Origin of the sequence: Streptomyces sp. 5-10 (assembly GCF_014712245.1) — a bacterium.
Lineage (GTDB): Bacteria > Actinomycetota > Actinomycetes > Streptomycetales > Streptomycetaceae > Streptomyces > Streptomyces violaceusniger.
The window spans coordinates 186,041-208,861 of the sequence record NZ_JACVYG010000010.1; the positions used below are offsets into that span (position 1 = coordinate 186,041).

24 protein-coding genes and 2 pseudogenes are annotated in these 22,821 nt (G+C 68.8%); 11 read left to right on the forward strand and 15 right to left on the reverse strand.

Annotated features, from left to right (window positions below):
• Window positions 1-3 precede the first annotated feature (3 nt).
• From IEJ02_RS15340 to IEJ02_RS15395, 12 genes are all read right to left on the reverse strand, one after another.
• A complete protein-coding gene (locus IEJ02_RS15340; RefSeq protein ID WP_191065382.1) occupies window positions 4-903 on the reverse strand; it encodes a shikimate dehydrogenase in 900 nt (299 codons plus the stop codon).
• The gene (locus tag IEJ02_RS15345) at window positions 900-1,046 is read right to left on the reverse strand and encodes a hypothetical protein (protein WP_191065383.1); all 147 of its coding nucleotides are present in this window, start codon (window positions 1,044-1,046) and stop codon (window positions 900-902) included. The genes IEJ02_RS15340 and IEJ02_RS15345 overlap by 4 nt, the downstream gene beginning before the upstream one ends.
• Window positions 1,043-1,453: a type II 3-dehydroquinate dehydratase gene (locus tag IEJ02_RS15350; RefSeq protein ID WP_263407950.1), complete on the reverse strand. Its 411-nt coding sequence runs from the start codon at window positions 1,451-1,453 to the stop codon at window positions 1,043-1,045. Before IEJ02_RS15350 ends, IEJ02_RS15345 begins: the two co-directional genes overlap by 4 nt.
• Window positions 1,454-1,476: 23 nt before the next feature.
• Complete coding sequence (locus IEJ02_RS15355; protein ID WP_191065385.1) at window positions 1,477-1,614, reverse strand: hypothetical protein; 138 nt, start codon at window positions 1,612-1,614, stop codon at window positions 1,477-1,479.
• A gap of 79 nt (window positions 1,615-1,693) precedes the next feature.
• A complete protein-coding gene (locus tag IEJ02_RS15360) occupies window positions 1,694-2,746 on the reverse strand; it encodes a Gfo/Idh/MocA family protein (RefSeq protein WP_191065386.1) in 1,053 nt (350 codons plus the stop codon).
• Window positions 2,743-3,165 carry a type II 3-dehydroquinate dehydratase gene (locus IEJ02_RS15365; RefSeq protein ID WP_191065387.1) on the reverse strand — a complete coding sequence of 141 codons (423 nt, stop codon included), beginning with the start codon at window positions 3,163-3,165 and terminating at the stop codon, window positions 2,743-2,745. Before IEJ02_RS15365 ends, IEJ02_RS15360 begins: the two co-directional genes overlap by 4 nt.
• A gap of 9 nt (window positions 3,166-3,174) precedes the next feature.
• Window positions 3,175-4,521, reverse strand: a complete 1,347-nt coding sequence (locus IEJ02_RS15370) for an MFS transporter (RefSeq protein WP_191065388.1) — start codon at window positions 4,519-4,521, stop codon at window positions 3,175-3,177.
• A 75-nt stretch (window positions 4,522-4,596) separates the two neighbouring features.
• On the reverse strand, window positions 4,597-5,421 hold the full coding sequence (locus tag IEJ02_RS15375) for a sugar phosphate isomerase/epimerase family protein (protein WP_191065389.1): 825 nt from the start codon (window positions 5,419-5,421) through the stop codon (window positions 4,597-4,599).
• The gene (locus IEJ02_RS15380) at window positions 5,418-6,386 is read right to left on the reverse strand and encodes a VOC family protein (protein ID WP_191065390.1); all 969 of its coding nucleotides are present in this window, start codon (window positions 6,384-6,386) and stop codon (window positions 5,418-5,420) included. The genes IEJ02_RS15375 and IEJ02_RS15380 overlap by 4 nt, the downstream gene beginning before the upstream one ends.
• Window positions 6,383-6,832 carry a carboxymuconolactone decarboxylase family protein gene (locus tag IEJ02_RS15385; RefSeq protein ID WP_191065391.1) on the reverse strand — a complete coding sequence of 150 codons (450 nt, stop codon included), beginning with the start codon at window positions 6,830-6,832 and terminating at the stop codon, window positions 6,383-6,385. The genes IEJ02_RS15380 and IEJ02_RS15385 overlap by 4 nt, the downstream gene beginning before the upstream one ends.
• Window positions 6,833-6,931: 99 nt before the next feature.
• Window positions 6,932-8,065: an IclR family transcriptional regulator gene (locus IEJ02_RS15390; RefSeq protein ID WP_223863849.1), complete on the reverse strand. Its 1,134-nt coding sequence runs from the start codon at window positions 8,063-8,065 to the stop codon at window positions 6,932-6,934.
• A gap of 171 nt (window positions 8,066-8,236) precedes the next feature.
• On the reverse strand, window positions 8,237-9,052 hold the full coding sequence (locus tag IEJ02_RS15395) for a DeoR/GlpR family DNA-binding transcription regulator (protein WP_275559364.1): 816 nt from the start codon (window positions 9,050-9,052) through the stop codon (window positions 8,237-8,239).
• Window positions 9,053-9,257: 205 nt separating this feature from the next.
• Here IEJ02_RS15395 and IEJ02_RS15400 point away from each other — a divergent pair, with 205 nt between their 5' ends.
• From IEJ02_RS15400 to IEJ02_RS15425, 6 genes are all read left to right on the forward strand, one after another.
• Window positions 9,258-10,589, forward strand: coding sequence for an ABC transporter substrate-binding protein (locus IEJ02_RS15400; RefSeq protein ID WP_191065392.1), 1,332 nt, complete (start codon window positions 9,258-9,260; stop codon window positions 10,587-10,589).
• Between the two features lies 1 nt (window position 10,590).
• Window positions 10,591-11,604, forward strand: coding sequence for a carbohydrate ABC transporter permease (locus tag IEJ02_RS15405; protein WP_223863850.1), 1,014 nt, complete (start codon window positions 10,591-10,593; stop codon window positions 11,602-11,604).
• Window positions 11,605-11,606: 2 nt separating this feature from the next.
• Window positions 11,607-12,491: a carbohydrate ABC transporter permease gene (locus IEJ02_RS15410; protein WP_223863851.1), complete on the forward strand. Its 885-nt coding sequence runs from the start codon at window positions 11,607-11,609 to the stop codon at window positions 12,489-12,491.
• A complete protein-coding gene (locus IEJ02_RS15415) occupies window positions 12,488-13,732 on the forward strand; it encodes an ADP-dependent glucokinase/phosphofructokinase (protein ID WP_191065393.1) in 1,245 nt (414 codons plus the stop codon). The genes IEJ02_RS15410 and IEJ02_RS15415 overlap by 4 nt, the downstream gene beginning before the upstream one ends.
• Window positions 13,733-13,864: 132 nt before the next feature.
• Window positions 13,865-14,875, forward strand: coding sequence for a tagatose 1,6-diphosphate aldolase (locus IEJ02_RS15420; protein ID WP_191065394.1), 1,011 nt, complete (start codon window positions 13,865-13,867; stop codon window positions 14,873-14,875).
• A gap of 317 nt (window positions 14,876-15,192) precedes the next feature.
• Window positions 15,193-16,029, forward strand: coding sequence for an SAM-dependent methyltransferase (locus IEJ02_RS15425; RefSeq protein ID WP_191065395.1), 837 nt, complete (start codon window positions 15,193-15,195; stop codon window positions 16,027-16,029).
• 239 nt (window positions 16,030-16,268) lie between these two features.
• Here IEJ02_RS15425 and IEJ02_RS15430 read toward each other — a convergent pair whose 3' ends face one another.
• The gene (locus IEJ02_RS15430) at window positions 16,269-17,042 is read right to left on the reverse strand and encodes an SDR family NAD(P)-dependent oxidoreductase (RefSeq protein ID WP_191065436.1); all 774 of its coding nucleotides are present in this window, start codon (window positions 17,040-17,042) and stop codon (window positions 16,269-16,271) included.
• Between the two features lie 180 nt (window positions 17,043-17,222).
• Here IEJ02_RS15430 and IEJ02_RS15435 point away from each other — a divergent pair, with 180 nt between their 5' ends.
• On the forward strand, window positions 17,223-18,083 hold the full coding sequence (locus IEJ02_RS15435) for a helix-turn-helix transcriptional regulator (protein ID WP_191065396.1): 861 nt from the start codon (window positions 17,223-17,225) through the stop codon (window positions 18,081-18,083).
• A 215-nt stretch (window positions 18,084-18,298) separates the two neighbouring features.
• On the opposite strand, the gene IEJ02_RS15440 is transcribed toward IEJ02_RS15435, so the two are convergent.
• Complete coding sequence (locus tag IEJ02_RS15440) at window positions 18,299-18,898, reverse strand: YdcF family protein (RefSeq protein WP_191065397.1); 600 nt, start codon at window positions 18,896-18,898, stop codon at window positions 18,299-18,301.
• Between the two features lie 178 nt (window positions 18,899-19,076).
• Between IEJ02_RS15440 and IEJ02_RS15445 the strand changes: the two are divergent.
• Window positions 19,077-19,169, forward strand: a pseudogene (locus IEJ02_RS15445) (IS5 family transposase); the annotation flags it as partial.
• A 211-nt stretch (window positions 19,170-19,380) separates the two neighbouring features.
• On the opposite strand, the gene IEJ02_RS15450 reads toward IEJ02_RS15445, so the two are convergent.
• A complete protein-coding gene (locus IEJ02_RS15450; protein WP_223863852.1) occupies window positions 19,381-20,841 on the reverse strand; it encodes an AAA family ATPase in 1,461 nt (486 codons plus the stop codon).
• Window positions 20,842-20,874: 33 nt separating this feature from the next.
• Between IEJ02_RS15450 and IEJ02_RS15455 the strand changes: the two genes are divergently transcribed.
• From IEJ02_RS15455 to IEJ02_RS15465, 3 genes and pseudogenes are all read left to right on the forward strand, one after another.
• Window positions 20,875-21,054: a hypothetical protein gene (locus IEJ02_RS15455; protein WP_191065399.1), complete on the forward strand. Its 180-nt coding sequence runs from the start codon at window positions 20,875-20,877 to the stop codon at window positions 21,052-21,054.
• Window positions 21,041-21,337 (forward strand): annotated as a pseudogene (locus IEJ02_RS15460) (MMPL family transporter); the annotation flags it as partial. The gene IEJ02_RS15455 and the pseudogene IEJ02_RS15460, both read left to right, overlap by 14 nt.
• A 235-nt stretch (window positions 21,338-21,572) precedes the next feature.
• Window positions 21,573-22,772 (forward strand): LysR family transcriptional regulator, encoded by a 1,200-nt coding sequence (locus IEJ02_RS15465; protein ID WP_191065400.1) that lies wholly within the window; start codon window positions 21,573-21,575, stop codon window positions 22,770-22,772.
• Window positions 22,773-22,821: the final 49 nt, after the last annotated feature.

Consider the following 22,821-nt stretch of genomic DNA (forward strand, 5'->3'; position numbering starts at 1 on the left):
CCGTCACATCCTCTCGGTCGGGTGGGGGGAGAGCGCCCCGCTCAGCGGAGCGCGGGAGACTTCAGGGGCGACGAGTTCGCGCAGGTGGGCGTACATCCGCGAGGGATCCGGCTCCAGGCCGGTGAACAGCCGGAAGGCATCGGCGGCCTGGTGGGCGTTCATCCGGCCGCCGTCGAGGAAGGCCGCGCCCGCCTCGGCGGCGGCCGCGAGCAGAGCGGTGTGGAGCGGCCGGAACACGATCTCGGCGACCCAGAGGTCGGGCCGCAGGCAGGTGCCGGGCACTGCCTGGCCGGGGTGACCAGCCATCCCGACCGGGGTTGCGTGCACGACCCCGTGCGCGTGTCCGAGCAGCGTCGGGAGCTCGGTGAGTCTGCCACCGCGGACCCGGTCCGGGTCGAGGCCGGCGGCGAGACGAGCCGCCCGGTCCGGGTCGGCGTCGACGACGTCGAGTCGCTCAGTACCCAGGTCGAGCAGCGCGTAGGCTGCCGCGGCGCCCGCCCCGCCCGCGCCGACGAGGACGACCCGGTCCAGCGGGGCGCCCGCGAGCCCGTCGACGAGGCCGCGCCGGAAGCCGGTCCAGTCGGTGTTGTGGCCCGCGAAGCCGTCCTCACCGATGACCACGGTGTTCACCGCGCCGATCGCCGCCGCATCAGGGGACAGGGTGTCCAGGTGCGCGAGGACCAGCTGTTTGCAGGGATGGGTGATGTTGAGGCCCCGGTAGCCGGCATCCCTGGCTCGCAGCAGCAGGTCGCCGACATCGCCCGGAGAGGCCCCCAGGGCCTGGAGGTCCCACAGGTCGTAGCGCAGCTCAAGGCCGAGGACCGCAGCCTCCCGCTCGTGCATCGCAGGGGACAGCGAGAACCCGATCCCGCTTCCGATCAGGCCCGTCAGCACAGTCGTCACGATTCCCCCTCGGGGTCGGCCGAGGCGAGCACGGGCTCGATGTCGTCGACGCCCACCAGGTCGACACCGGGGATCGCCTGAAGCGCGGCGGCGTGGTTGACGGCGATCCCGGTTCCGATGATGCCGGTCCGCAGCGTGCTCATAGTGCGTCCTTCCGTACGAGGGCACGGTCCAGCGCCTCGACCGCGTAGATGTAGCCCTGGATTCCGGCGCCGACGAAGACGGCTTCGGCGATGTCGGAGACGTAGGAGTGGTGCCGGAACGCCTCGCGCTTGTGCACGTTGGTGATGTGCACCTCGGCGATGAGCAGTTCGGAGGCGAGCAGCGCGTCGCGCAGTGCCACGGACGTGTGGGTGAACGCGCCCGGGTTGATCACGACGCCGTCCGTGCCCCCGCGCGCCTCGTGGAGCCGGTCGATGAGCGCGCCTTCCCAGTTGCTCTGCAAGAAGTCGGCTTTGTATCCGAGCGCCTCGGCGCGTTGCGCGGTGATGCGCTCGACGTCGGCGAGGGTGTCGGCGCCGTAGAGGGCGGGCTCACGGGTCCCGAGCATGTTCAGGTTCGGGCCATTGAGGATCAGCAGCACGAACTCTCCTGGACGGCATAGCCGTCGTGCACGCCGAAGCCGGGTTCGGCGTCGGTGAACGGCTCGATCGCGATACGGGTGCGCCGGGCCTCGTAGAGGGCGCGGGCCTTGGTGGTCGTGTCGGTCATACGGTGTGCTCCTCGGGCGCTGTGGTGGCGGTGCCGGTGGACCTGCCCCACACGTAGGGTTCGCGCGGGACCCGGCCGGTTACGTCAGATCCACCGGGAGGCCGGTTCGCGACGACTCGTAGATCGCCAGTACCACCGCCAGTGCGGTGCGCGCGTCCCGCCCGGTGACGAGCGGATCGCGGCCTTCACGGACGGCGGTCACGAACTCGGTGATCTGCTCGCGGTGGAAAGGCATGAGGTCCTCGTGGATCCGGCTGAGCGGCGGATCGGCGTCGATCCCGGTGGAGAGCAGTTGCCGGTACGCCTCCTCGCCCTTCACCGTCCACAGATCGGTGTGCCCGGTGCCTTCCGGGTACTCCGTGACAGTCGCGGCCTGGCCTGCCGCGTCCGACACGAACACCGTGGTGCCGAGCCCCGGGGCGAACGTCGTGCCCGCCTGGATCGTGGCGACCGCGCCCGAGGCGAACTCCACGGTCGCCACCGCGGTGTCCTCGACCTCGATGCAGTCGCCGTGTTTGAGGGTGCGGATCGCGCCGTACACCCGTACCGGTGTGCCGAGGTACCACTGGAGCAGGTCGACGTAGTGGATGCCCTGGTTGAGGAGGGCTCCGCCGCCCTCGGTGTCCCAGCGGCCGCGCCACGGCTCGGCGTAGTACTCGGCGTCGCGGCCCCAGCGCATGGTCACCGTCCCCACGATCGGCGGGCCGAGCCTGCCCTCGTCGATCGCCGCGCGCAGGCGCGCCGCCGAGGGCCAGAAGCGGCGCTGGAACAGCACACCGAACCGGACGCCCGCCTCTTCCATGGCCGTGACCATGCGGTCGGCCTCGGCGAGGGTCACCGCAATCGGCTTCTCGCACAGCACGTGCAGACCGTGCCGGGCGGCGGCGACCACCACTCGCTCGTGCGAGGGGTGCGGGGTGCACACGGTGATCGCGTCCAGCCCGGACGACAGGAAACTCTCCGGGTCCGGGTCATGGCTGGCAATCCCGAACCGTGCGGCGAAGGCCGCCGCACGGTCGGGTTCGACGTCGCTGACGCCCACCAGGTCGACACCGGGGATCGCCTGCAGCGCCATGGCGTGGTTGACGGCGATCCTCCCGGTTCCGACGATGCCGATCCGCAGCGCGCTCATGGGGTGTCCCTCCGTTCGAGGGCACGGTGCAGCGTCTCCACGGCGTAGATGTAGCCCTGGATTCCGGCGCCGACGAAGACGGCTTCGGCGATGTCGGAGACGTAGGAGTGGTGCCGGAAGTCCTCGCGCTTGTGCACGTTGGTGATGTGTACCTCGGCGATGAGCAGTTCGGAGGCGAGCANCGCGCCCGGGTTGATCACGACGCCGTCCGTGACTCCGCGGGCTTCGTGGAGCCGGTCGATGAGCGCGCCTTCCCAGTTGCTCTGCAGGAAATCGGCTTTGTATCCGAGCGCCTCGGCGCGTTGCGCGGTGATGCGCTCGACGTCGGCGAGGGTGTCGGTGCCGTAGAGGGCGGGCTCACGGGTCCCGAGCATGTTCAGGTTCGGGCCATTCAGGATCAGCAGGCGACCGTGTCGCACGGCGGCTCCTCAGGTGGTGGTGGTCAGACGGGCGGCGGGGGTCTCTGCGGCTGGACGGGAGGTGTGTCCCAGCTGGTCGAGCGGCACGTGAGCGGTCTCGGGGCCCGCGAGGCTCGCGGCCGCGGCGAGCAGACAGAGCACGGCGAGCAGGATCGCGAGCGGGACCCAGCCGAAGGTACCTGTGCCGATCATGAGCGCGGCGATGGTGGGCAGGAAGCCCTGGGGCACGTTGGCGAACTGGGTCGAGACAGCCATGCCGGTGTAGCGGACCCGGGCGTCGAACATCTCCGCGTACAGGGACGGCCAGACGCCGTTCGGCGCGGCGTAGCACACCGAGCCCAGCAGGACCGAGGCGAGCACGACGAGTGACCAGTTCGAGGTCGTGATGGCCCAGAAGTAGACGAACACCGACGCGGCGCAGCCCAGGGCGCCCGCGGCGAACACCGGGCGGCGGCCGATCTTGTCCGACAGCCTGGCCCACAACGGGATCGTGACGACCTGGCCGATGTTGGAGATCACGATCGTCCACAGCATCGAGGAGCGCGAGATGTCCCACTGATCCACCGCGTACCCCAGGCCGAACACGGTCACGGTGGTGGAGATCGTGCCGTAGAGGTGGCAGACGACGATCCGGAGGAACGAGCCCCAGTAGTGGCGAATGAAGACCATCAGCGGGAACTTGACGACCTCCTGACTTTCCTTCATTTCCTCGAACGCGGGCGGCTCCTCCAGCGTGCGACGCACGAACATCGCCACGACCACTACGATGGCGCTGGCCCAGAACGGCACCCGCCAGCCCCAGGAATAGAGGGCCTCGGTCGGCAGGGCCGCGACCGGGATGAAGGCCAGTGTCGCCACGACCAGCCCGGCCTGGGTCCCGGAGAGAGTGAAGCTGGTGAAGTAGCCGCGCCTGCCCTCGGGAGAATGCTCCAGGGTCATCGAGCTCGCGCCGCTCTGCTCGCCTGCGGCGGAGAACCCCTGCGCCACGCGGCACAGCACCAGCAGGATCGGTGCCCAGACGCCGATGACGGAGTAGCTGGGAAGGCAGCCGATCAGGAAGGTCGAACCGCCCATGGTGGCCAGCGTGAAGATCAGGACGCGCTTGCGGCCGATCCGGTCGCCGAAGTGGCCGAGGAAGAACGAGCCGATCGGCCGGGCGATGTAGGCGACCGCGAAGGTCGCCAGCGCGGCCAGCGTGCCGGTGGCCGCGCCGGCGTCAGGGAAGAACACATGGCTGAAGACCAGCGCCGATGCCGATCCGTAAATGAAGAAGTCGTAATACTCGACCATGCTGCCCAGGAAAGACGCGAGCGCGGCCTTCCGGGGTGTTTGGCCCGTTGTCTTCGTATGGGACACGAGACACTTCCTTGTGTCAGGTTCGAGCTGGAATGTGTGACAGATTCACGCCGGAGCGAGGCGGAGGTCCGCGGATCAGCCGTTGAGAACGGCGGTGGCGGAATCGAAGGCCTGCCGGGCGGCCTCGTCGACCGGCAGGGCGCGGAACCACGGATCGTTGACCTCGACCGACCAGGGGCCGGTGTAGCCGAGGGTGCGGAGCTCCGCGACCAGCGCGCGGACGGGAAGCTCACCCCTGCCCGGCAGTAACCGGGTCGAACGGGCCTTGTGCAGCATGTCCGGGTCGTCCGGGCGGACCCGGGGACCGTCGTTGAGCTGGACGCCGGCGACTTCCCGGGCGTCGATGTCGTGGAGCACGGCGGTGTCGGCACCGGTGGCGAACCAGTGCCAGACGTCGATCATCACCCCCGCGTTCGGCGCTCCGCTGCGCCGGACCACGTCGAGTGCCGCGGGATAGTCGCACAGGGCGCCCCAGGCGAATGCCTCCACCGCCAGGGTGACGCCCAGGGGGGCCAACCGGGCAGCCAGCTCGGCGAGGCGGTCGGCCGCGCGTCCGGGATCGGCCGGTCCGGCGGCGAACTCGCCGGAGGTGACCCGGAGCGGCCCCCAGACGCGCGCAGCCTCAGCGAGCGTGACCTCGGCGTCCGACGGCGCCGCAACCGACTCGGCGAGCGCCCACCCACCGAGGAACTCGGCCTCGGTGACGGCGAGCCCGGCATCGGCGGCCACGGTGCGCACGGCACCGACCCCGCCGTGCGCCGCGAGGTCGGCGAACTGCACACCGATCCCGGTGAATCCCGCCCTCGCGGCAGCGGCGGCCCGCGCGGCGAAAGGAGTGCGCGCGGGATCGGTGAACCCGGCCCCGTGCAGCGTCACGTAGCTCGCGGTCAGCCCGGTCACGCGGGCGCCCCTCCGAACGGCGGGGTCGCGTGGGTGTGGAACGACTCCGGCACGCCCAGGCCCCATGCGGTGCCGCGGCCTTTCGACTCGGTGTCCCATGTGACGGTCTCGAAGTCCGGCGCGAAGATGTGGATCCCACCGGTGAACACCTCGACGCGGTTGCCGCCGGGCTCATACACGTAGAGGAAGAAGCCTTGAGTGCGCGAGTGCTTGGCGGGACCGAACTCGATGAACACGTCGTTCTCGAGGAAGATATCGGCGGCGCGGATCACATCCGAGGTCTCGGGCACGGCGTAGGCCAGGTGGTGCAGCCGTCCGGTGGTGGGGGCCGGTTCTTTCGTGAGCGCGAGGTCGTGGGCCTTCGTCATGACCGACAGCCAAGCGCCGACCTCGTCGCCCCCGGCGGGGACGAGCCGCTCACGCAGCTTGAACCCGAGGACCTCCTGCTGGAAGCCGCTCGCCTCGGCGACGTTTGGCACCAGCAGGTTGATGTGGTCGATGCGCGCAGCAGCGGCGCCCTTGGGGGCGAAGCGCTGCGGCTGGTTCGGAAGAGCCGGCGCCTCGCCGGGCGGCGGCACGTACTTCTCGGTCTCGAAGTACACCTCCTGGATGTGCCCGCCGACGCCGGTATAGCGGTAGGCCTTGCCGTGGCCGAAGTCGCCGTCATGCCAGGTGCCCTCGACGCCGTGCTTCTCCAGCGCGGCGACGCGTCGCTCAAGGGCCTGCGGGCTGGTCGCCCGCCACGCGACGTGGCCCAGGCCGGCCTCGGGGGCGCCCGTCAGAGTGAGTGAGGTCAGGACGTCGTCGTTCCAGGCACGCAGGTGCGCCCGACCGGGGTCCTCGCCGACGAGGGTCAGCCCGTAGACCTCGGTGAAGAACGCGACGGACTCCTCGAGCCGGGGCGTGCGCAGCTCGGCGTGGCCGAGCTGGGCGATGTCGTAGATCGGCTCCGGGCGGCTGCTCATCGCACCGTGCCTTCCTCAGCGATGGCCTTGGCTTCCAGCTCGGCCACGCCCTCCAGGATGGACGGCGCGTGATTGGCGATCGAGACCCCACCGAAGAGGTAGGCGAGGTTGATCGCAGCCTGCAGCTCTTCCCAGCTCGCCCCGGCCCGCCGGGCCGCATGTCCGTGGATCTTCGCCGCGTCCCGCAGCTGCACCGCCAGCACGGCGAACAGGATCAGCTGGACGGTCTTCTGATCCAGCACATCGGTGTAGGTGACGAGGTTGCGGACCTTCTCCTGCGCGAGCAGCAGCTCCGGGTTCGTCCGGCCCAGGCTGTCGAAACGGGCCTGGATGCGTGGTGGCACGAAGCCCGCCATCTCGCGGTACGTCTGCAGGTAATGGTCGATCTCGTGCTGCTGCTCCGTGGTGGGGACCGCGCCCTCGGTGTCCGGTGTACTGCCAGTCATGGGTGACCTTCCCGTTCGGTGGCAAAGGTCACAGTCGCGGCCGCGGCAGGTGCGGCGAAAGCCTGCGTTCCCATTGAGCGGGAGTGCAGGGCGGAAAAGTCAGGGATGGGAGCGAATCTGCTGGTCACGTAGCGCGCGGGAAATGGAGATGGCGGCGGTGCGCACGGCGGGCGCCAGCCGTTCCGGGCGTCCGCCAGTGGTGTGCAGGACGACATCGAGTGCTGCGACAACCGCTCCCGAGGCGTCTCGAATGGGCGCTGCGACCGACAGCGACCCGAGTGTGAGCTCCTCGTAGGCGAAGGCGACGCCCGTCCCGCGTACGTCGTCGAGGACCCGGACGAGCCGGCCGGGTTCGACGATGGTGTGTCGGGTGAAGCGCGCCAGTGGCCCCGCCAGCACATTGGCCTGCACCTCTTTGGGCGCATGAGCCAGCAGCACCTTGCCGACCCCGGTGGCGTGCAGCGGCAGGCGCCCGCCGCGGCGCGACTTCACCAGCAGCGCACCGGCCCCGGAGATCTTCTCTATGTAGAGCGCCTGACTGTCCTGACAGACGGCGAGATGAACGTTCTCCTTGGTCCCCTCGAACAGGTCCTGCATGACCGAGAGGGCGACGTCGCGCAGCGACTCGCCGCGAGGGGCGAGCGATCCGAGCTCCCACATGCGTAGCCCGACCCGGTAGCCGGCACCGTCACAGCGCTCCAGTCCGCCCCACGCGACGAGCTCGGTGGCCAGCCGGTGCGCCGTCGACAGGGGCAGCCCGGTGCGGGCGCTGAGCTCGTTGAGGGTGAGCTCAGGGGAGTCAGGGCCGAAGGCGTCGAAAAGCGCGACGACCTTGCTCGTTACTGAGCGCCCCGGAATCTCGGCCATGGTCCCTCCGCTCTCCGCTTGAACCCGGACATCTCCACAGACGCCGTTCACTGGACAGACCCGTGTCACCCGCAGCTCTCCCATAAGGTGGGTGTTCCGGCTGCGAGCAGCCCGGCGGGTCCATTGGAATGCTGCGGTGACGCTGTTGTCCAGAGTCGCGCTCAAGACTGGGATGGGCAGGGTGTCGCCAGAGCCGATCTTTCTCCTCGCGTGATCGAGAACGCGCGCCGTCTCCATCCGCGATGCCGCTTCAGCGTGGCCTCTGCCACCGACCTCGACCTTGGTGTAGCCGCCCTTGGCGGCGTGCTCGGCCCCCGCGGCGTGGATCGCCGCGACTACGACTTCGCCGGTCTTGGTCAGTTTCATCGGCGACGCCGTGGTTGCACGAGGCGGGAGAGCCCTGCTCGACGACTGCGGCGCCGGTCTCTCCGGGCGAGCGGAGGTGTGCCGTTACGGAGGCGAACCGGCCGACGGTAAATCCCGGACCATGATGACCTCGTTCTCCGGGGTCGTGGTGGTCCGGGCCCACCGCGGTCGTCACTCGGCGCCGGTGACGATGACCCGCACACCCGCCGCCGCCAGCGCGTCGGCGAGGTCGCCCTGCGGGGCCTTGTCGCAGACGAGGTGGGAGATCGCGTCGAGTCCGGCGATATGAGCGAAGGCATTCCTGCCGAACTTGGATGAATCGACCACGACGATCGTGCGATGGGCCGCGTGCAGCATCTCGGCCATCATCTGCGCTTCGGGCAGGTTCGACGTCGACAGCCCGGCCTGCGCCGACAGCCCTCCGACGCCGATGATCGCGACATCCACGCTCATGCCGGCCGTGTGCGGGAAGGCGATGGGGCCGATCGTGACGTTCGAGGCGAGCCGGCAGGCACCGCCGATCAGATAGAGGTCGCGTACGGCGGACGCGGGGATCTCCCCGGGGACCCGGATGTTGTTGGTGACGATCGTGAGGTCCTGCCGCGCGCCCAGGGCCCGAGCCACCGCCAGGGTTGTCGTACCGCCGTTGAGCAGTACCGTCTCACCGTCGGCGACGCAGTCGGCGGCCGCCTGGCCTATGGCCTTCTTGGCGTCGCCGTTGAGTGAGGCGCGGGCGGAGAAGACGGTATCGGCCGAGGCGAGATCGGCCAGTGTGACCGCTCCGCCGTAGGTGCGGGCGATCGCGCCCTGCGCGGCCAGCCAGTCGAGGTCGCGCCGCACCGTGTCGGCCGAGACACTGAACGCCTCGGCCAGTTCCGCCACCGTGGCCTGCCCGCGATCGTTGACGAACTCCGTGAGCAGTGCCCGTCTGCGCCGTGGGAGCACGGCGTCATTGCCCTGCTCAGGGCCCGATGTCTTCTCTGCCACTGGCCACCTCCGGCGAGCAACCTAGCGGCACTCTACGCGCTTGTCTGCGCTTTGATGCAACTCTTCGCGTCACCTCCCTTGACCTAGCGAGTAACACGGCCGTAGCTTTCGGGCACCTCAGCAGAGAGCTGAAGAGAACGGCAAGAAAACGCAGCAGCGTCCTCGCTCTCCGGACCAGTGTCCCTTCTCAAACGAGGAGTCCCCGATGTCCGCAGCCCCTCCGAATCCGCAGGGCTCCCAGCCCTCTCGCCGCATATTCGTCAAGGGCGCGGGGGGCGCCCTCCTCGCCGGTGCCGCTCTCCCGGCTCTCACCGCCTGTGGCGGCGGGTCGGGCAAGACCAGCGGCGGTAAGACCACCATCACCTTCGCGAGCGCCAAGTTCTTCGCCAAGAAGTCCATGAAGCAGATCGTCGACGCGTACAACGCCTCGCAGAGCAAGGTCCACGTGAACTACCGCGAGCTGCCGACCCCGAGCCAGTCCACCGAGGTGCACCAGCAACTCGTCCAGTCGCTCTCCCGCCGTGACGCGAGCCTGGACGTATTCACCCAGGACATCGTATGGATATCGGAGTTCGCCGGCGCCGGATGGGCCGCCCCGATGGACGGTTACGTCGACAGCGCGGAACGCGCGAAGTACTTCCCCGGCGCCATCGACGCGTGCACCTACGACGACAAGCTGGTCGCGCTGCCCTGGTACCTCGACTCCGGGATGCTGTACTACCGCAAGGATCTGCTCGACGACGCCGGTATCGACGTCCCCACGACCTGGGACGAGCTGCGCACCGCGGCAAAGAAGCTCATGGACGGGAACAAAGTCGCAAGCGGTTTCAACTGGCAGGCCAAACAGGCCGAGGTGCTCGTCTGCGACCTCGTCGAGTTCGTCGGCTCCAACGGCGGATCGATCCTCGGTCCGGACGGTAAGAAGGTCACCATCGCCGACCCCAAGACCGTCGAGGCCGTCCAGTTCATGGCCGACACCTTCGGCAGGTACCACATCACCCCCAAGGACGTGCTGTCCTGGGACGAGGAGCCCAGCCGGATGCCGTTCACCGGGGGGCGGGCCGCGTTCCTGCGCAACTGGTCCTATGTGTGGGGCATCGCCCAGGACAAGTCCACCTCCAAGGTCGCCGGCAAGGTCGGGACGGCCAAACTGCCCGCCTTCCCCGGCGGCAGGAGCACCGCGTGCCTCGGCGGCTACCAGTTCGGCCTGAACGCGGCCAGCAAGAACAAGAGCGCGGCGATGGACTTCCTGACCTGGATGTCCAGTCCGAAGACCCAGCTGGAGTTCGCCACCGGGCTCGGGCTCGCGCCGAGCCGTCCGGCCGTCTTCGACGATCCGAAGCTGGCAAAGGCCAATCCGTTCATGGTGACGCTGAAGGACATCTTCACCGGGGGCACGCCCCGCCCCAAGACCCCGAAGTACCCCAAGGTCTCCCTCGCCCTGCAGACCACCGTATCCGCCGCGCTGACTTCGGGCGATGTCGCCAAGAACCTGTCATCGGCGAAATCGCAGATCGAGCAGATTCTGGGCAGCTGATATGGCCCAGCGCATCACCGCACCCTTCGCCGCCACCGGGGCGGCGCGGCACAGGCGGTCGCGGGCGGACGCCGGACCGACCGACCGCTCGGGCAGCACGGCGGACCGGCTCGGACGGAAGCCCCGGATCGGGCACGACCGCAAGGACGTCCTGATCGCCTTGGGGCTGGCCGCGCCCATGCTGCTCAGCGTGCTCGCCGTCTCCCTCTACCCCGTGCTCAAGACGCTGTGGCTGTCCTTCCGCGACACGAGCCTGCAGACGCAGAACGACAGATTCACCGGGCTGGACAACCTCCAGCGCCTCTTCAACGACGAGGTGTTCTGGAAGGCGTGGCGGCAGACCATCGAGTTCACCGCGGTCACCACGGCCGCCGAGACGGTGCTCGGGCTGATCATCGCGCTCGCCCTCCACACATCGTTCCGCGGCCGTGGGTTCGTACGGGCCGCCGTCCTGGTCCCCTGGGCCATCCCCACCGTCGTCACCTCGCGGATGTTCGGCTGGCTCTTCGACGGACAGAACGGCCTGGTCAACTACGTCCTGAAGCAGCTCCACCTCATCGACCACAACGTCAACTTCCTCGGTGCCCCCTCCCTGGCCCTGCCGACCCTGATGCTCGCCGACATCTGGAAGACGACGCCCTTCATGGCGCTGCTCCTGCTTGCCGGACTGCAGACGATCCCGGCCGGGCTGGGCGAGGCCGCCCGCATCGACGGCGCCTCCACCTGGCAGTACTTCTGGCGGGTGCGCATGCCGCTGCTCATGCCCTCCCTGCTGATCGCCGCCCTGCTGCGTGCCCTCGACGCCTTCCGGGTCTTCGACCTGCCGTACGTCCTCACCGCCGGAGGACCCGCCAGCAGTACGGAGACCATGTCCACCATCTCGTACAAGACGCTCTTCTCCGGGCTGGAGCTCGGCTACGGCTCGACGATGGCGACCGCGATGTTCGTCACCGAAGTACTGATCGCCACCGGGTTCGGGCTGTTCATCGTCCACCGGCTGAGAAAGGGGGAGTGATCATGGCCACGCTGCTCGCCCGGTCCGCACCGGCGAACGTCCCGCTCCGTGCCCGGGTCATGGCACCGGTCCGCCGGGCCGCCTTCGGTCTGCTGATCGCCGGGATCGTCGTCTGGTCGCTCTTCCCGTTCCTCTGGCAGGCCGTCAGTTCCTTCCAGCCGGACCGCGAACTCTCCGGCGACACGCCGAAGTTCCTCCCCTTCCCGGGGGGCACGCTGGAGCACTACCAGAACGTCTTCGTCGCCAAGAACTTCGGCCCGTACATCGTCAACAGCGCGATCGTCGACCTCGCCTCGACTGCGATCGCCCTGGCGCTGGCCACACTCGCCGCCTTTGCCATCGCGCGGCTGCCGCTGCCCGGCAAGGGAGCGGTGATGTCCCTGGTGCTGGCGGTGTCGATGTTCCCGCAGATTTCCATCGTCACCCCGCTCTACCAACTGCTCAACAGGCTCGGCCTGCTGGACACCTACAGCGGACTCTCCGGCGTCTACATCGGGCTCGCGCTGCCGCTGATGGTGTACATCCTGTGGGGCCACTTCCGGGCCATTCCGGCCGAGGTCGACGAGGCCGCCAAGATCGACGGCGCGGGTCCGCTGCGCACGCTGTGGAGCGTGATCATTCCGGTCTCGCTGCCCGGCGTGGTCCCGGCCGCCCTTCTCGGGTTCATCGCGGCGTGGAACGAGTTGCTGCTCGCGCTGTCGTTCACCACCTCGCCCGATCACCAGACCATTCCGGTCGGCATCGCCAACTTCACCGCGCTGTACAACGTCCCCTGGGGCGATATGGCCGCCGCGTCGGTCGTCGTCACCATCCCGCTCGTCATCCTCGTTCTCGTCTTCCAGAAGCGCATCGTCGAAGGCGTGACCGCCGGCGCGGTGAAGGGATGAGCGCCACGACCACCGCCACCGACTGGGCCGAGACCTACACCCGGCTGGCCCACCGGATCATGGCGGACGCTCCCCGCGCACACACCGCGCTGACCGGCACCAGCGCCTGCGTCGACGGTATCTGGGGCATCGACGCCCGCCGGATGGACCTGCTGGTGCGGGCCGTGTCCGCCCCGCCGAACGACGAGGAGGGAGCCCGGGGGCGGGATGTGCTCACCGAGGTCCTCGGCCGGATCGGCGCCGGACGCGGCGGCGAAATGGTACGCCACTGGCCGGGCGGCCCTCCGTGGCTGATCGCGCTGCTGGGCCGACCCGACCGGTGCCAGATCGGCGGCACCGGGCCGCAGGCATCCTGGGCGCTGGCCACGGTCGGAGCCCCGTCCGTACTGGCCCTGGCCGACCGCAGCGCCGAACAGCTGGCGGTGGTCGACCCCCGCACCGGGCTGTGCGAGGCGGACACCGTGGTGCCCGCCGGAGCCGTCACCCCGTCCGGGAGCCCCAGCAAACTCCTCCACTGCGTCCTGGAGTTCACCGCGGGCACCCGCTGCGCGAACGGCACGGTGGGCCGCTCGACCCGCATCATCCTGCGCTTCGGCGACGAGCCGATCGAGAGGGACGAGGCATTCGCCGCGCTGACGCCCCGGCTGCCGGGGGTCCGGGCCGCTCTGCTGTCCGGTCTCAACGGCCCGGCCGACGGTGACCGGGAGGGGCGGGACTGGGTGACCGCGCTCGGGCGCGCCTGGGCGGAGGCGGGCATTCGTACCATCCACCACGAACTCGCCGAGTTCCCGTCCACCCGGCGGTTGCGTGAGGCTCTGGACACCGGCGTCGCGACCTCCGTCGGGCTCAGCCTTTCCGAGCTGCACACCTTGAGCGAACGGCGCAACGATCCACGGCTGCTCGCCCGCGACGCCGCCGAGCGGTCCGGGGCCCGCCGGGTCGTCGTCCACGCCGACGACTGGGCCCTGGCCGTGCACCGGGACCAGGAAATCGACCCGGCCCTGTCCCTGCTGGGCGGCTCGCTGCTGGCGGGGGCCCGGGCCCGCGCCGGACGCCCGGTCGCCGACCTGGTACCACCGCCCGACGCCGCGTACACCGCCGACCGGCCCGCCGACGGCCCGCTCGGCGACGGCTGGTGGGCCACCAGCGTGCCCGCCCCCCATCTACGCCGGCCCGCGGCGACCATCGGCCTCGGAGACACCTTCGTCGCGGGCCTCCTGCTCGCCGAGAGCCTGCCCTGAACCCGCCGCCCGCCCTCACCGGAAGGGCCCGCCACCGAGGCGGCGCCCCGGACCGCCCTGCCCAGCCGACGATTCGTCCAGCCGGCGACTCAACCCACCCGTCGTCGCCCACCTCACGAGGGAGAACCTCACATGTCATCTGCCAGCACCCCCCTGGACCCCGGTAAGATCCGTGGCCTTCAGCGCGTCACCACCGAGGCGGGATTCTTCGAAATCTGCGCGCTCGACCACCTGTCGGACTTCGCTGAACTGCTGTCACCCGATCCGTCCTCGGTGACCTTCGAGGACGTGGTCACCGCCAAGGACCAGCTCGTCGCCTCGCTCTCCGCGAGTTGCTCCGCCTTCCTGCTGGACGCCCGCTACGGCCTGCACACGGTCGCCAGCGGCTCACTGCCGGGGACGGTCGGACTGATGTCGACCATCGAGGACGAGGACTACAAGCTCCCCGACGGCCCGCGCCGCACTCGTTACCGTGAGGGCTGGAGCCTGAAGCAGATCAAGCTCGTGGGTGCCGATGTCGCCAAGCTTCTCTGGTTCTACCGCCCGGATCTGGATGCCGCTACTGCCGAGCACCAGCGCTGTGTCGTCCGTGGTCTGGTCGAGGAGTGCGCCAGGCTCAGCCTGCCGCTGGTCGTCGAGCCGATCTGGTATCCCGTCGCCGGTGAGGACCCGGCGAGCGAGGCATGGCGGCAGGCCCGTGTCCGAGGCATCCTCACCTCTGCTTTCGACGCCAACGCGCTTGGTGTCAACATGCTCAAGGTCGAGTTCCCGGGGTACGTGGGCACCTCGGCGGGCGAGGAGGCCGCCGCGGGCGCCTGCCGGGAGCTCGACGCGGGCGTCGACGTGCCGTGGGTCATCCTCTCCGCGGGCGTGGGCTACGAGGACTTCAGGACCCAGGTCGAGATCGCGGGCAGGGCGGGCGCCTCGGGATACCTGGCGGGACGGTCGATCTGGCGGGACGCGGTGTCGAACCACGACCCCGCCGAGCGCGCCGCGGCGATCGAGCTCGCGCGCGGGCGGCTCGACGAACTCAACAAGGTGACGCGGGCCTACGGGCGCCCGTTCCACCCGGCCGCCTCACTGCCCGAGGTGATCGAGGCCATGCCCGACGGCTGGTTCTCCTCCTGGCACCCGGCCACCTGACCCCACACACCGCGGTGCCCGGGGCCCCTGACCCCCCGGGCACCGCGCCCCGCCGCCCCGCACCCGGCTGCCGACTGTCGGCTCGGCCGCCGCTCCACAGGCCCGTGACAGGGCCGGCCGTGGACGCGGTCGCCCCGATGGCCCGCAGCTTGCGCCTACGCGCATGCGTACGCGGAACATCTCCCTCTTCCCCTCAGCTCCGCAACTTCCTTATCTCTGCGGGTGGTTGGCCGACTCTCGTGCATATGCCCGAGAGAGGGACCTATCCTGGCCGGGCTACTTGATGATCATGGACGCGCCCCCACCCCGGAGCCCGCATGTCTCACGAACTGCCCAATGCCTTGAATCTGCGCACGGACAAAGCGCACTCCGCCCGGATGTACGACTTCTACCTCGGTGGGAAGGACAACTACGAGGCGGACCGGGAAGCCGCCGGCAAGGTCGCGGCCGCGTACCCCGGCATCTTCGTATGCGCCAGGGAGAACCGTGCGTTCATGCACCGCGCCACGCGCGTGCTCGCCCGGGACCACGGCATCCGGCAGTGGCTCGACATCGGCACCGGCATTCCGACCAAGCCCAATCTGCACGAGGTGGCACAGTCCGTGGCACCCGACGCCCGGATCGTCTACGTGGACAACGACCCGATCGTCCTCGTACACGCACAGAGCCTCCTCACCAGCTCCGCGGAGGGCTGCACCGCCTACATCAGGGCGGATGTCAACGAACCCGACGCCATCCTCCAGTCCCCCGAGCTCATCGAGACGCTGGACCTGACCAAGCCCGTGGCCCTCAGCCTCAACGCGCTCATGCACTTCGTCACCGACGCCCAGGACGCACACGGGATCGTCCGCCGCCTGATGGGCGCACTGCCCTCGGGCAGCGCCCTCGCGCTCAGCCACTGCACACCGGACTTCGACCCCCAGACCTGGCAGAAGGTCACCGACATCTACGACCGCGCCGGAACCCCGGTACAGTTCCGCGACAAGGCCGCCGTGGCGGACTTCTTCACCGGCCTCGACCTGATCGAGCCCGGTATCACCGTCGGCCACCGCTGGCGGCCATCCACCGAAAACCGCGAAGACGCCCCTGGAGACACCCCCACGCCGAACGACGCCGACGTCAGCCTGTGGGTCGGCGTCGGCATCAAGCCATAATCGCCCTCCCACCCTCGTTGTCGTCGCCCGCAACGGCGAGGAGGCTGGCGGGCGGTGGTGATCTGTTCCTGAGCCTGCCGGGCGTGCTGGCGGGCCTGCTGCGCGATCCGGGCGGCGTCGCGGGACGCGGTCAGTTATGAGCGAGCGTCACCAGCCCGTACGTGCACAGCACCGCGTCATCGTCGCCGCTGGTCCCAAGCGCTGCCCGTCGCCCTGCCCAACCGGTGCCGTGTTGTGAGTCAGGCTGCGGTGAAGCCACCGTCGACGGGAACAGTGGCGCCGGTGACGAAACTCGCCTGGTCCGACAGGAGCCAGGCAACTGCTGCGGCGACTTCCACCGGCTGGCCCAGCCGGTGCATCGGGCTGAAGGTGTTGAACTGCGCGACGATCTCGGCAGGCGCGTGTTCCATGCCGCCCAAGAACATCTCGGTGGCGGTGGACCCAGGGGCCACGACGTTGACACGCAGGTTCTGCTGACCGTATTCAAAAGCAGCGGATTTGGTCAGGCCGATCACACCGTGCTTCGCGGCGATGTAGGGGGCCAGACCGTAGTTGCCGATCAAACCGCCGACACTGCTGGTGTTGACAATCGCGCCACCCTCGGCGAGGAGCATCGCTTTGATCTCGGCTTGCATCGACAGGAAGACGCCCTTGAGGTCGATGTCCATCACACGGTCATACGTTTCTTCGGTGTGCTCGTGGAACGGCGCCACGGCATCGATCCCGGCGTTGTTGAACGCCGCGTCCAGCCGACCGTAGGCATCGACGGCCCTCTGAACAGCGGCGTCGATGCTGGCGCGGTCGGTGACGTCCACACGAACGGCTTCCACCTCATGACCTTGGGCGCGCAGTTCGTCGCGCACGTTCTCAAGCGTCTCGAGATTACGCGCACCGATGACGAGGCGGGCGCCCTGGGTAGCGAAATGGCGGGCGGCGGCCGCGCCAATACCCTGGCTGGCTCCGATGATGAGAGTGGACTTGCCGTCCAGAAGGCCGGAAACGTTGACAGGCATCAGTTTCTTCCTCTCGGCAGGGGTTCGAAGGACAGCGATTCCGGCATTCGTCCTGCCCGGCATCTGCTCGCCCTGGGTGCGCTCATCCTGGCTCGGTTGGCCGACGTCGGCCAGAGCCTTGTGCAACCATAGGACTCGCAGTACTACCCTTTTCAAGAGCGGTGCGCTCATACTGGGTACGTGAGCGATGAGGGAAATCGATTGGGCGCCGCCATCCGACGGTGGCGCAACCGACTTTCGCCATCAGACGCAGGACTGCCTCAGGTCGGTAAGCGCCGCGTCTCGGGACTGCGACGCGAGGAGCTGGCGGCGCTTGCCGGAATCTCCGTGGATTACCTGATGCGACTCGAGCAGGGCCGGGCGACTCGACCGTCGGATCAAATTGTGGACGCTTTGACTCGCGCCCTTCAGCTGGATGAAGCCGAACGTGATCACCTCTACCAGCTCGCGCATCTGCCGTCGCCGTCCTCGGGCCAGATCTCGACACACATCCCTCCCAGCGTGCAACGCCTGATCGCCGGCCTGAGAGAACAACCTGTCGCGGTTTTCGCCGCGGACTGGACTCTCATCACCTGGACGCCGCTGTGGGCCTCACTCGTCGGCGACCCCGCGCTCATTCCAAGAAGCCGACGCAATTTCGTTCTCGAAACGTTCCTGCCCGATCCTGAACTCAAGCGTTGGCGTGTACGTTCGGAGCGCGGTCAGGAAGCCATCGAAGCCGCCCTTGTCGCAGATTTGCGCACCGCACAGGGAAATTTCTCTGACGACCCGACCCTGGATCAGATGATCAGTGAATGCCGGGCACGCAGCCGGCGTTTCGCTCAGTTGTGGGCCGAAGGTGCCGCAGGGCACCATCTGCACGACCGTAAAACCGTCAGCCATCCCCTCGTCGGAGACATCACTCTCGACTGCGATGTCCTCACGATCCCCGGATCCGACCTCAAAATCGTCATCTACACCACAGCAGCAGCAACGAAGGCGGCGGAACAGCTCGATTTCCTGCGCGTACCAGCCGTCAATGTTTCTTTTGACAGGGCGTAGCACTGCAACGGAGAGAAACACAAACGACTGACTCTGGCACAGGTGGCCGACCACGCCGTTCAGGCGGCCGGTGGCGGCATCGAATGCGACACGCGTACGTGGCCGGTCAGTTCAGGCGCGGCTGCGACGAGGATGTCCCCGAACCGGGCGAGGACGTTGCCGCCGACTCCCCGGGGCAAGAGCCACCATGCCTGACGCCAAGCGACAACGGCTGGCTACGGCGAGACCTTCCGTTCGTCGGCCTTGAGGCCGCGGAGTGTCCAAAGTCCGTACAGAGCCAGCAGCGGTTTGACGACCATCCACTCGCCAGGGCGGTAGTCATGCGCGCGCACCAGCCTCTCTGCCAGATCGGGGCGCTGCCGCCGCAAGTACGCGCGGGCCTTGAGCGCATGAGCTGGCTGGGAGGCGATCTTGATGCGGTCCACGTCTTCAAGCAGTGGGATGACGTTCGTGATGTTCTCCCACGTCGTCGCGCTCTGGTCTTCGAGGAGCACCGTGCCGTCGAACTCAAGCACCGACTTCGCGTAGTCAGCCATCAGCTGGGCCTCCGTGGCGCCAGTGCCGGTCGCACCGCCGCTGAAGATCACGCGGGTTCCATGCGCATCGTCAGCGGCGATGGAGCGGATTCCAGCACGGACTCGCCATCGGTTGATCAAGTTCGCCGTCGCTTGGGGATTCCGGTATCCCAACACCACCACGGCCACCGAAGCACCCCCGCTGTTCCCCACGAGAACTCGAGACCAGCGCCAGTTCAACCACTCGCCCCACGCCAGGGCTGCAACCCCGGCTACCGCCAGTCCTGTCCTTCGCCGCATGCGGCGACTCTAGGGCACTTCAGCGCCGAATCGCGATGGAATCAGCCGCGCCACAAATGACGCATTCTGTGAGGGCCTCTTACACCGAAATGGCCTCCCGGCCAGGACTTGACCCGGTGATCATGTGCGAAGCCAGATGACCAGGGCGGCTGTGGTGGCAGTGCCGAGGAAGACGTAGCAGGCCGCGGCCGACGCCGTCGGCGACATCGGCTGGGACACCGCGGTCGACTCGACCATCGTGCGCGCCCACCAGCACGCGGCCGGTGCCCGCACCGATCCGCCGCCCGCGAGGGCGTCAAGGGGGGCGCCGTGCCCTGACCGCCGCCGATCACGATGACTTCGCCCGTCATGAAGTCGGAGGGTCAACCGGCTGCTCATCCCGTATCCCAACGCGTCCCGGCCGCACCCGCCGGACGTGCAGGTCTTGAGCGTTCCTCGTTGCCTCCCGCGGCACCACTGGCACCACGGCCCGTCGCCGGACGTCAGTCTCCGTTGTAGAGCCGCTCCAGGTCGATGAGCTGGACAGTGGGATCGCTTTGTGCGAGGTCGCGCAGGTCGCCGGTGAAGCCAGCACCGCTGAAGCACAGCAGCCGGGTCCGCTCGGCGTGCACACCCTCCCGGGCACGCAGCAGAGTACGGATGCGGTCGAGGCGTCGCAGGTGGCCCAGGCCCATTGTCTCGTTCCACTTGGCTTCGCCGATGGCGAGCAGAACCTCGCGGCCGTCCTCGTTACGGCCGAAAGCGGCGAGGTCGACCTCGCGGCTGGTCTTGGCACTCGGGTCCGGGACGGTGCCGGATTCCACACGAGTGCGCTGCCCACCAAGCGTGTCCGCACTGGCATACCAGCGCGTCCATGTGCGGCAGAGCTGTTCGAAATGGGGGCCGATGACCTTGCTGCGGAACGTGGGCTGCGAGCGCTCCCACACCGAGGGTGCCTGTCCGGGCCGCTCCAGGTCGCTCCACTCGGGACGCATCAGCGCGTGATAGAAGGTCAGGATCGGTTCGGAGATGCGGTAGGCGGAGCGTTTGCCGTGGAAGGCGTCCGGTTCGCGGACGATCATGCCGGTGTCTTCCAGCACCGTCAGCGCATGGCCGAGGTCGGTGGACTTGCGTTCCAGGAAACCGGCGATGCCGCCGCGGGTGTGGTTGCCCTGAGCGATGGCCGCGAGCACTCCGTGGTAGAGGGCGGTGTCTCGCAGGTCGGGTTCCTCTGCCAGCAGAAAGCGGGCTTCACGGAACAGTGGGCGCCCCGGGTTGAGGACGTTGCGCATCACCCACGGGCCGAAGTCGTCCAGGCTGGCGGGAGTGTCACCGAGGACGAACTCGCGGCGGTAGGCCGGGGTTCCGCCGACCACCGAGTTCACCAGCAGCGCCAGCTGAGGATCGTCGGTCAGCTCCCAGAAGCGGGCGGCCAGGCGGAAATCCAGCGTCGGCACGACCAGTTCCAGGCTGGCCCGGCCGCGCAAGGGGGCCGTACCGGCGAGCAGGCTCCCCATGAACGACAGCGCGGAGCCACACAGCAGCAGGCGCACCGGCCCGCTCTCGTGCCGGGCCTGCGGCCCCAAGGCGCGCTGCAACAGCGAGGGCAGCTCCGGTGAAGCCTTCGCCAAGAACGGAAACTCATCCAGCACCACCACCAAGGGCGCGCCACCGGGCCCCGTCAGGCCCATCAGCTCGGAGACCGCCTCCTCCCAGTGCGCGAACCGGTGAGGTGCCCGGCGTCCCTCGAACCGTGCCAGCGCCGCCCCGAACTGGCGAAGCGACTCCGCCTCAGTCGCCTCGCTCGCCGCGAAGAAGAAGCCTCCTCCCGCCCGGCAGAGTCCATCCAGCAAGAACGTCTTGCCCTGACGCCGCCGCCCCGAGACCACTCCGAGCGTCGCCTCCGCCCCCGGGTAGGAGGCGAACCGGACCAGTTCCTCCCACTCGAAGTCGCGGTCGAACATCCCTGCTGGCTTGTCCATCACACACCTCCATCAATGATGAGCCAGTTTATTATATACGCGCTCATCATTCGCGCCCCCGGCTTCCGTAGCGCGCCGTCCGACGGCGCGACCAAGGACCTCGTCGCCAACGTCCGCTCCCTGGCGGCGACGACGGAGCGCTCCATCGGCGCCCAGAGCAGGTCACCGGCACCGCCGCGCCACCCGTATCCGTGAGGCATATGTCCACGGTGCCGATCCGCGTCAGGCCGTCGTCACGGGCTTCGAGCACAGCGCCAAGGTGGTCACAGCCGCGGCCCTCATCATGATCTGCGTGTTCGCGGGCTTCATGAGCTCCACCGACTCCGTCATCGCGGCCCTCGGACTCGGCCTCGCGGTCGCTGTCGCCCTCGACGCCTACGTCGTCCGCATGACCAACATAGAAGGCGAACGGTTGGCCAAGTCCCCAGCGGCCGGCGCGCGGCCAGAACCCGCGACCGAACTCAGCACCCGGCACTGAACCGATCCGCAGATGACAGCGGCGCACACCAGTCGGCAGCAGATCGCAGACCTTTGAGGTCGGCTCAATGAGCTGCTGACCGTGCCGAACACTTCCTCGTGCGCACAGCGCCGCTCGGCCCACCCGGTGGACGCTGCCACCGGGTGGGCCACGCGAAGAGGTGCCGATCGCGCGGGCCGAGGGTGAGAGGGCACCGGGACGAGCCCGCGTTCAGGCGGATGCTCACAATGGGGGCGTGATATCGCGATTAATGGATCTGAATCTGCTGGTGCAGCTGGACGCGCTGCTGGCCGAGCGAAGTGTGACGGGGGCGGCCCGCAGGCTGGGGCAGAGCCAGCCGACGTTGTCGGGGGCTCTGGCCAAGTTGCGCCGGCACTTCGACGACCAGCTCCTGGTCCGGTCGGGCGGTGAACGCCAGCTGACCCCGCTGGGCGCGCAGCTGCGCCCGCTGACCGAGGCCGCCTTGGAGAGCGCGGAGCGGGTCCTCACCAGCACTGTACGCTTCGACCCGGCCGTGTCCACGCGGGAGTTCACGGTGGTGACCTCGGACTACGGGGGCGCCGCCGTCCTGCCGTCGCTGCTGCGGGTGGTAGGGGAGCGGAGTGGCGGTGTGCGGGTGCGTCAGATCCCCATCGGTGGCAGCGGGCTGGAGGAAGGTCTCCATGTGCTGCGCTCGGTGGATGTGCTGCTGTTGCCGCGCGGGGTGGTCCGAGGTCTGCCACATCTCGACCTGTTCCACGACGAGTGGGTGTGCGTCGTGTCCGCCGGAAATCGCCACGTCGGTGAGGAGTTCACCCTTCAGCACGCGCAGCAGTTGCCCTGTGTACTGATGACGAGGAACTGGGCCTGCTCGCTGCGGCGGGCGCCGCCGTGTCCTGCACCCCGGAGTCGGAGGCGCAGATGGGCATCGGCTTCCCCGTCCCCGGACGCTTTCACCCAGATGAGGCTGGCCCGGCACCTCGACATCGCGCGTACCAACCAGCCGATACTGGAGACAGCCGGCCTGATGAGACTGGGCAAAGTCTCGGTCACCACCCGGGAGGCCCTGCACCTGGCCACGATGGGCGGGGCCGAGGCCCTGGACATGGCCGACCGGATCGGCTCCCTGGAGCCCGGCAAGGCCGCCGACCTCATCCTGCTCCGCAACGACTCGCCCCGGCAGCGACCCATCGTCGACCCGTTCGCCACCGTCGTCGAACACAGCGGGGTGGGTGACATCGACCGGGTCCTCATCGCCGGAGAGACGGTGAAGGAGAACGGCAGGCTCGTCGGCGAACGTGGCGAACGCGCCATCCGGCTGGTCGAAGCGGCTTGGGAACGCCTCAGCGACCGCATGGCCGAGCGCGGCGGCCCCAGCCCGGCGATGCCCGACGGCATACTTCAGGCCGCGGCCGCGTCCATGGCGCCCAACTTGCCCGAGTGGTTCTCCGCCTGACGTCCGGGATTCGGCCCCGCCCCCGGAAACCGGGATGCTGTTGGTCAAT

Bases quoted from the DNA above. Each gene is read 5' to 3' on its own strand.
- IEJ02_RS15345 (WP_191065383.1), bottom strand. From the start codon at position 1,046: ATGAGCACGCTGCGGACCGGCATCATCGGAACCGGGATCGCCGTCAAC.
- IEJ02_RS15350 (WP_263407950.1), bottom strand. From the start codon at position 1,453: ATGCTCGGGACCCGTGAGCCCGCCCTCTACGGCGCCGACACCCTCGCC.
- IEJ02_RS15355 (WP_191065385.1), bottom strand. From the start codon at position 1,614: ATGACCGACACGACCACCAAGGCCCGCGCCCTCTACGAGGCCCGGCGC.
- IEJ02_RS15360 (WP_191065386.1), bottom strand. From the start codon at position 2,746: ATGAGCGCGCTGCGGATCGGCATCGTCGGAACCGGGAGGATCGCCGTC.
- IEJ02_RS15380 (WP_191065390.1), bottom strand. From the start codon at position 6,386: ATGAGCAGCCGCCCGGAGCCGATCTACGACATCGCCCAGCTCGGCCAC.
- IEJ02_RS15385 (WP_191065391.1), bottom strand. From the start codon at position 6,832: ATGACTGGCAGTACACCGGACACCGAGGGCGCGGTCCCCACCACGGAG.
- IEJ02_RS15390 (WP_223863849.1), bottom strand. From the start codon at position 8,065: ATGAAACTGACCAAGACCGGCGAAGTCGTAGTCGCGGCGATCCACGCC.
- IEJ02_RS15400 (WP_191065392.1), top strand. From the start codon at position 9,258: ATGTCCGCAGCCCCTCCGAATCCGCAGGGCTCCCAGCCCTCTCGCCGC.
- IEJ02_RS15405 (WP_223863850.1), top strand. From the start codon at position 10,591: ATGGCCCAGCGCATCACCGCACCCTTCGCCGCCACCGGGGCGGCGCGG.
- IEJ02_RS15410 (WP_223863851.1), top strand. From the start codon at position 11,607: ATGGCCACGCTGCTCGCCCGGTCCGCACCGGCGAACGTCCCGCTCCGT.
- IEJ02_RS15415 (WP_191065393.1), top strand. From the start codon at position 12,488: ATGAGCGCCACGACCACCGCCACCGACTGGGCCGAGACCTACACCCGG.
- IEJ02_RS15420 (WP_191065394.1), top strand. From the start codon at position 13,865: ATGTCATCTGCCAGCACCCCCCTGGACCCCGGTAAGATCCGTGGCCTT.
- IEJ02_RS15425 (WP_191065395.1), top strand. From the start codon at position 15,193: ATGTCTCACGAACTGCCCAATGCCTTGAATCTGCGCACGGACAAAGCG.
- IEJ02_RS15430 (WP_191065436.1), bottom strand. From the start codon at position 17,042: ATGCCTGTCAACGTTTCCGGCCTTCTGGACGGCAAGTCCACTCTCATC.
- IEJ02_RS15440 (WP_191065397.1), bottom strand. From the start codon at position 18,898: ATGCGGCGAAGGACAGGACTGGCGGTAGCCGGGGTTGCAGCCCTGGCG.
- IEJ02_RS15450 (WP_223863852.1), bottom strand. From the start codon at position 20,841: ATGTTCGACCGCGACTTCGAGTGGGAGGAACTGGTCCGGTTCGCCTCC.
- IEJ02_RS15455 (WP_191065399.1), top strand. From the start codon at position 20,875: ATGATGAGCCAGTTTATTATATACGCGCTCATCATTCGCGCCCCCGGC.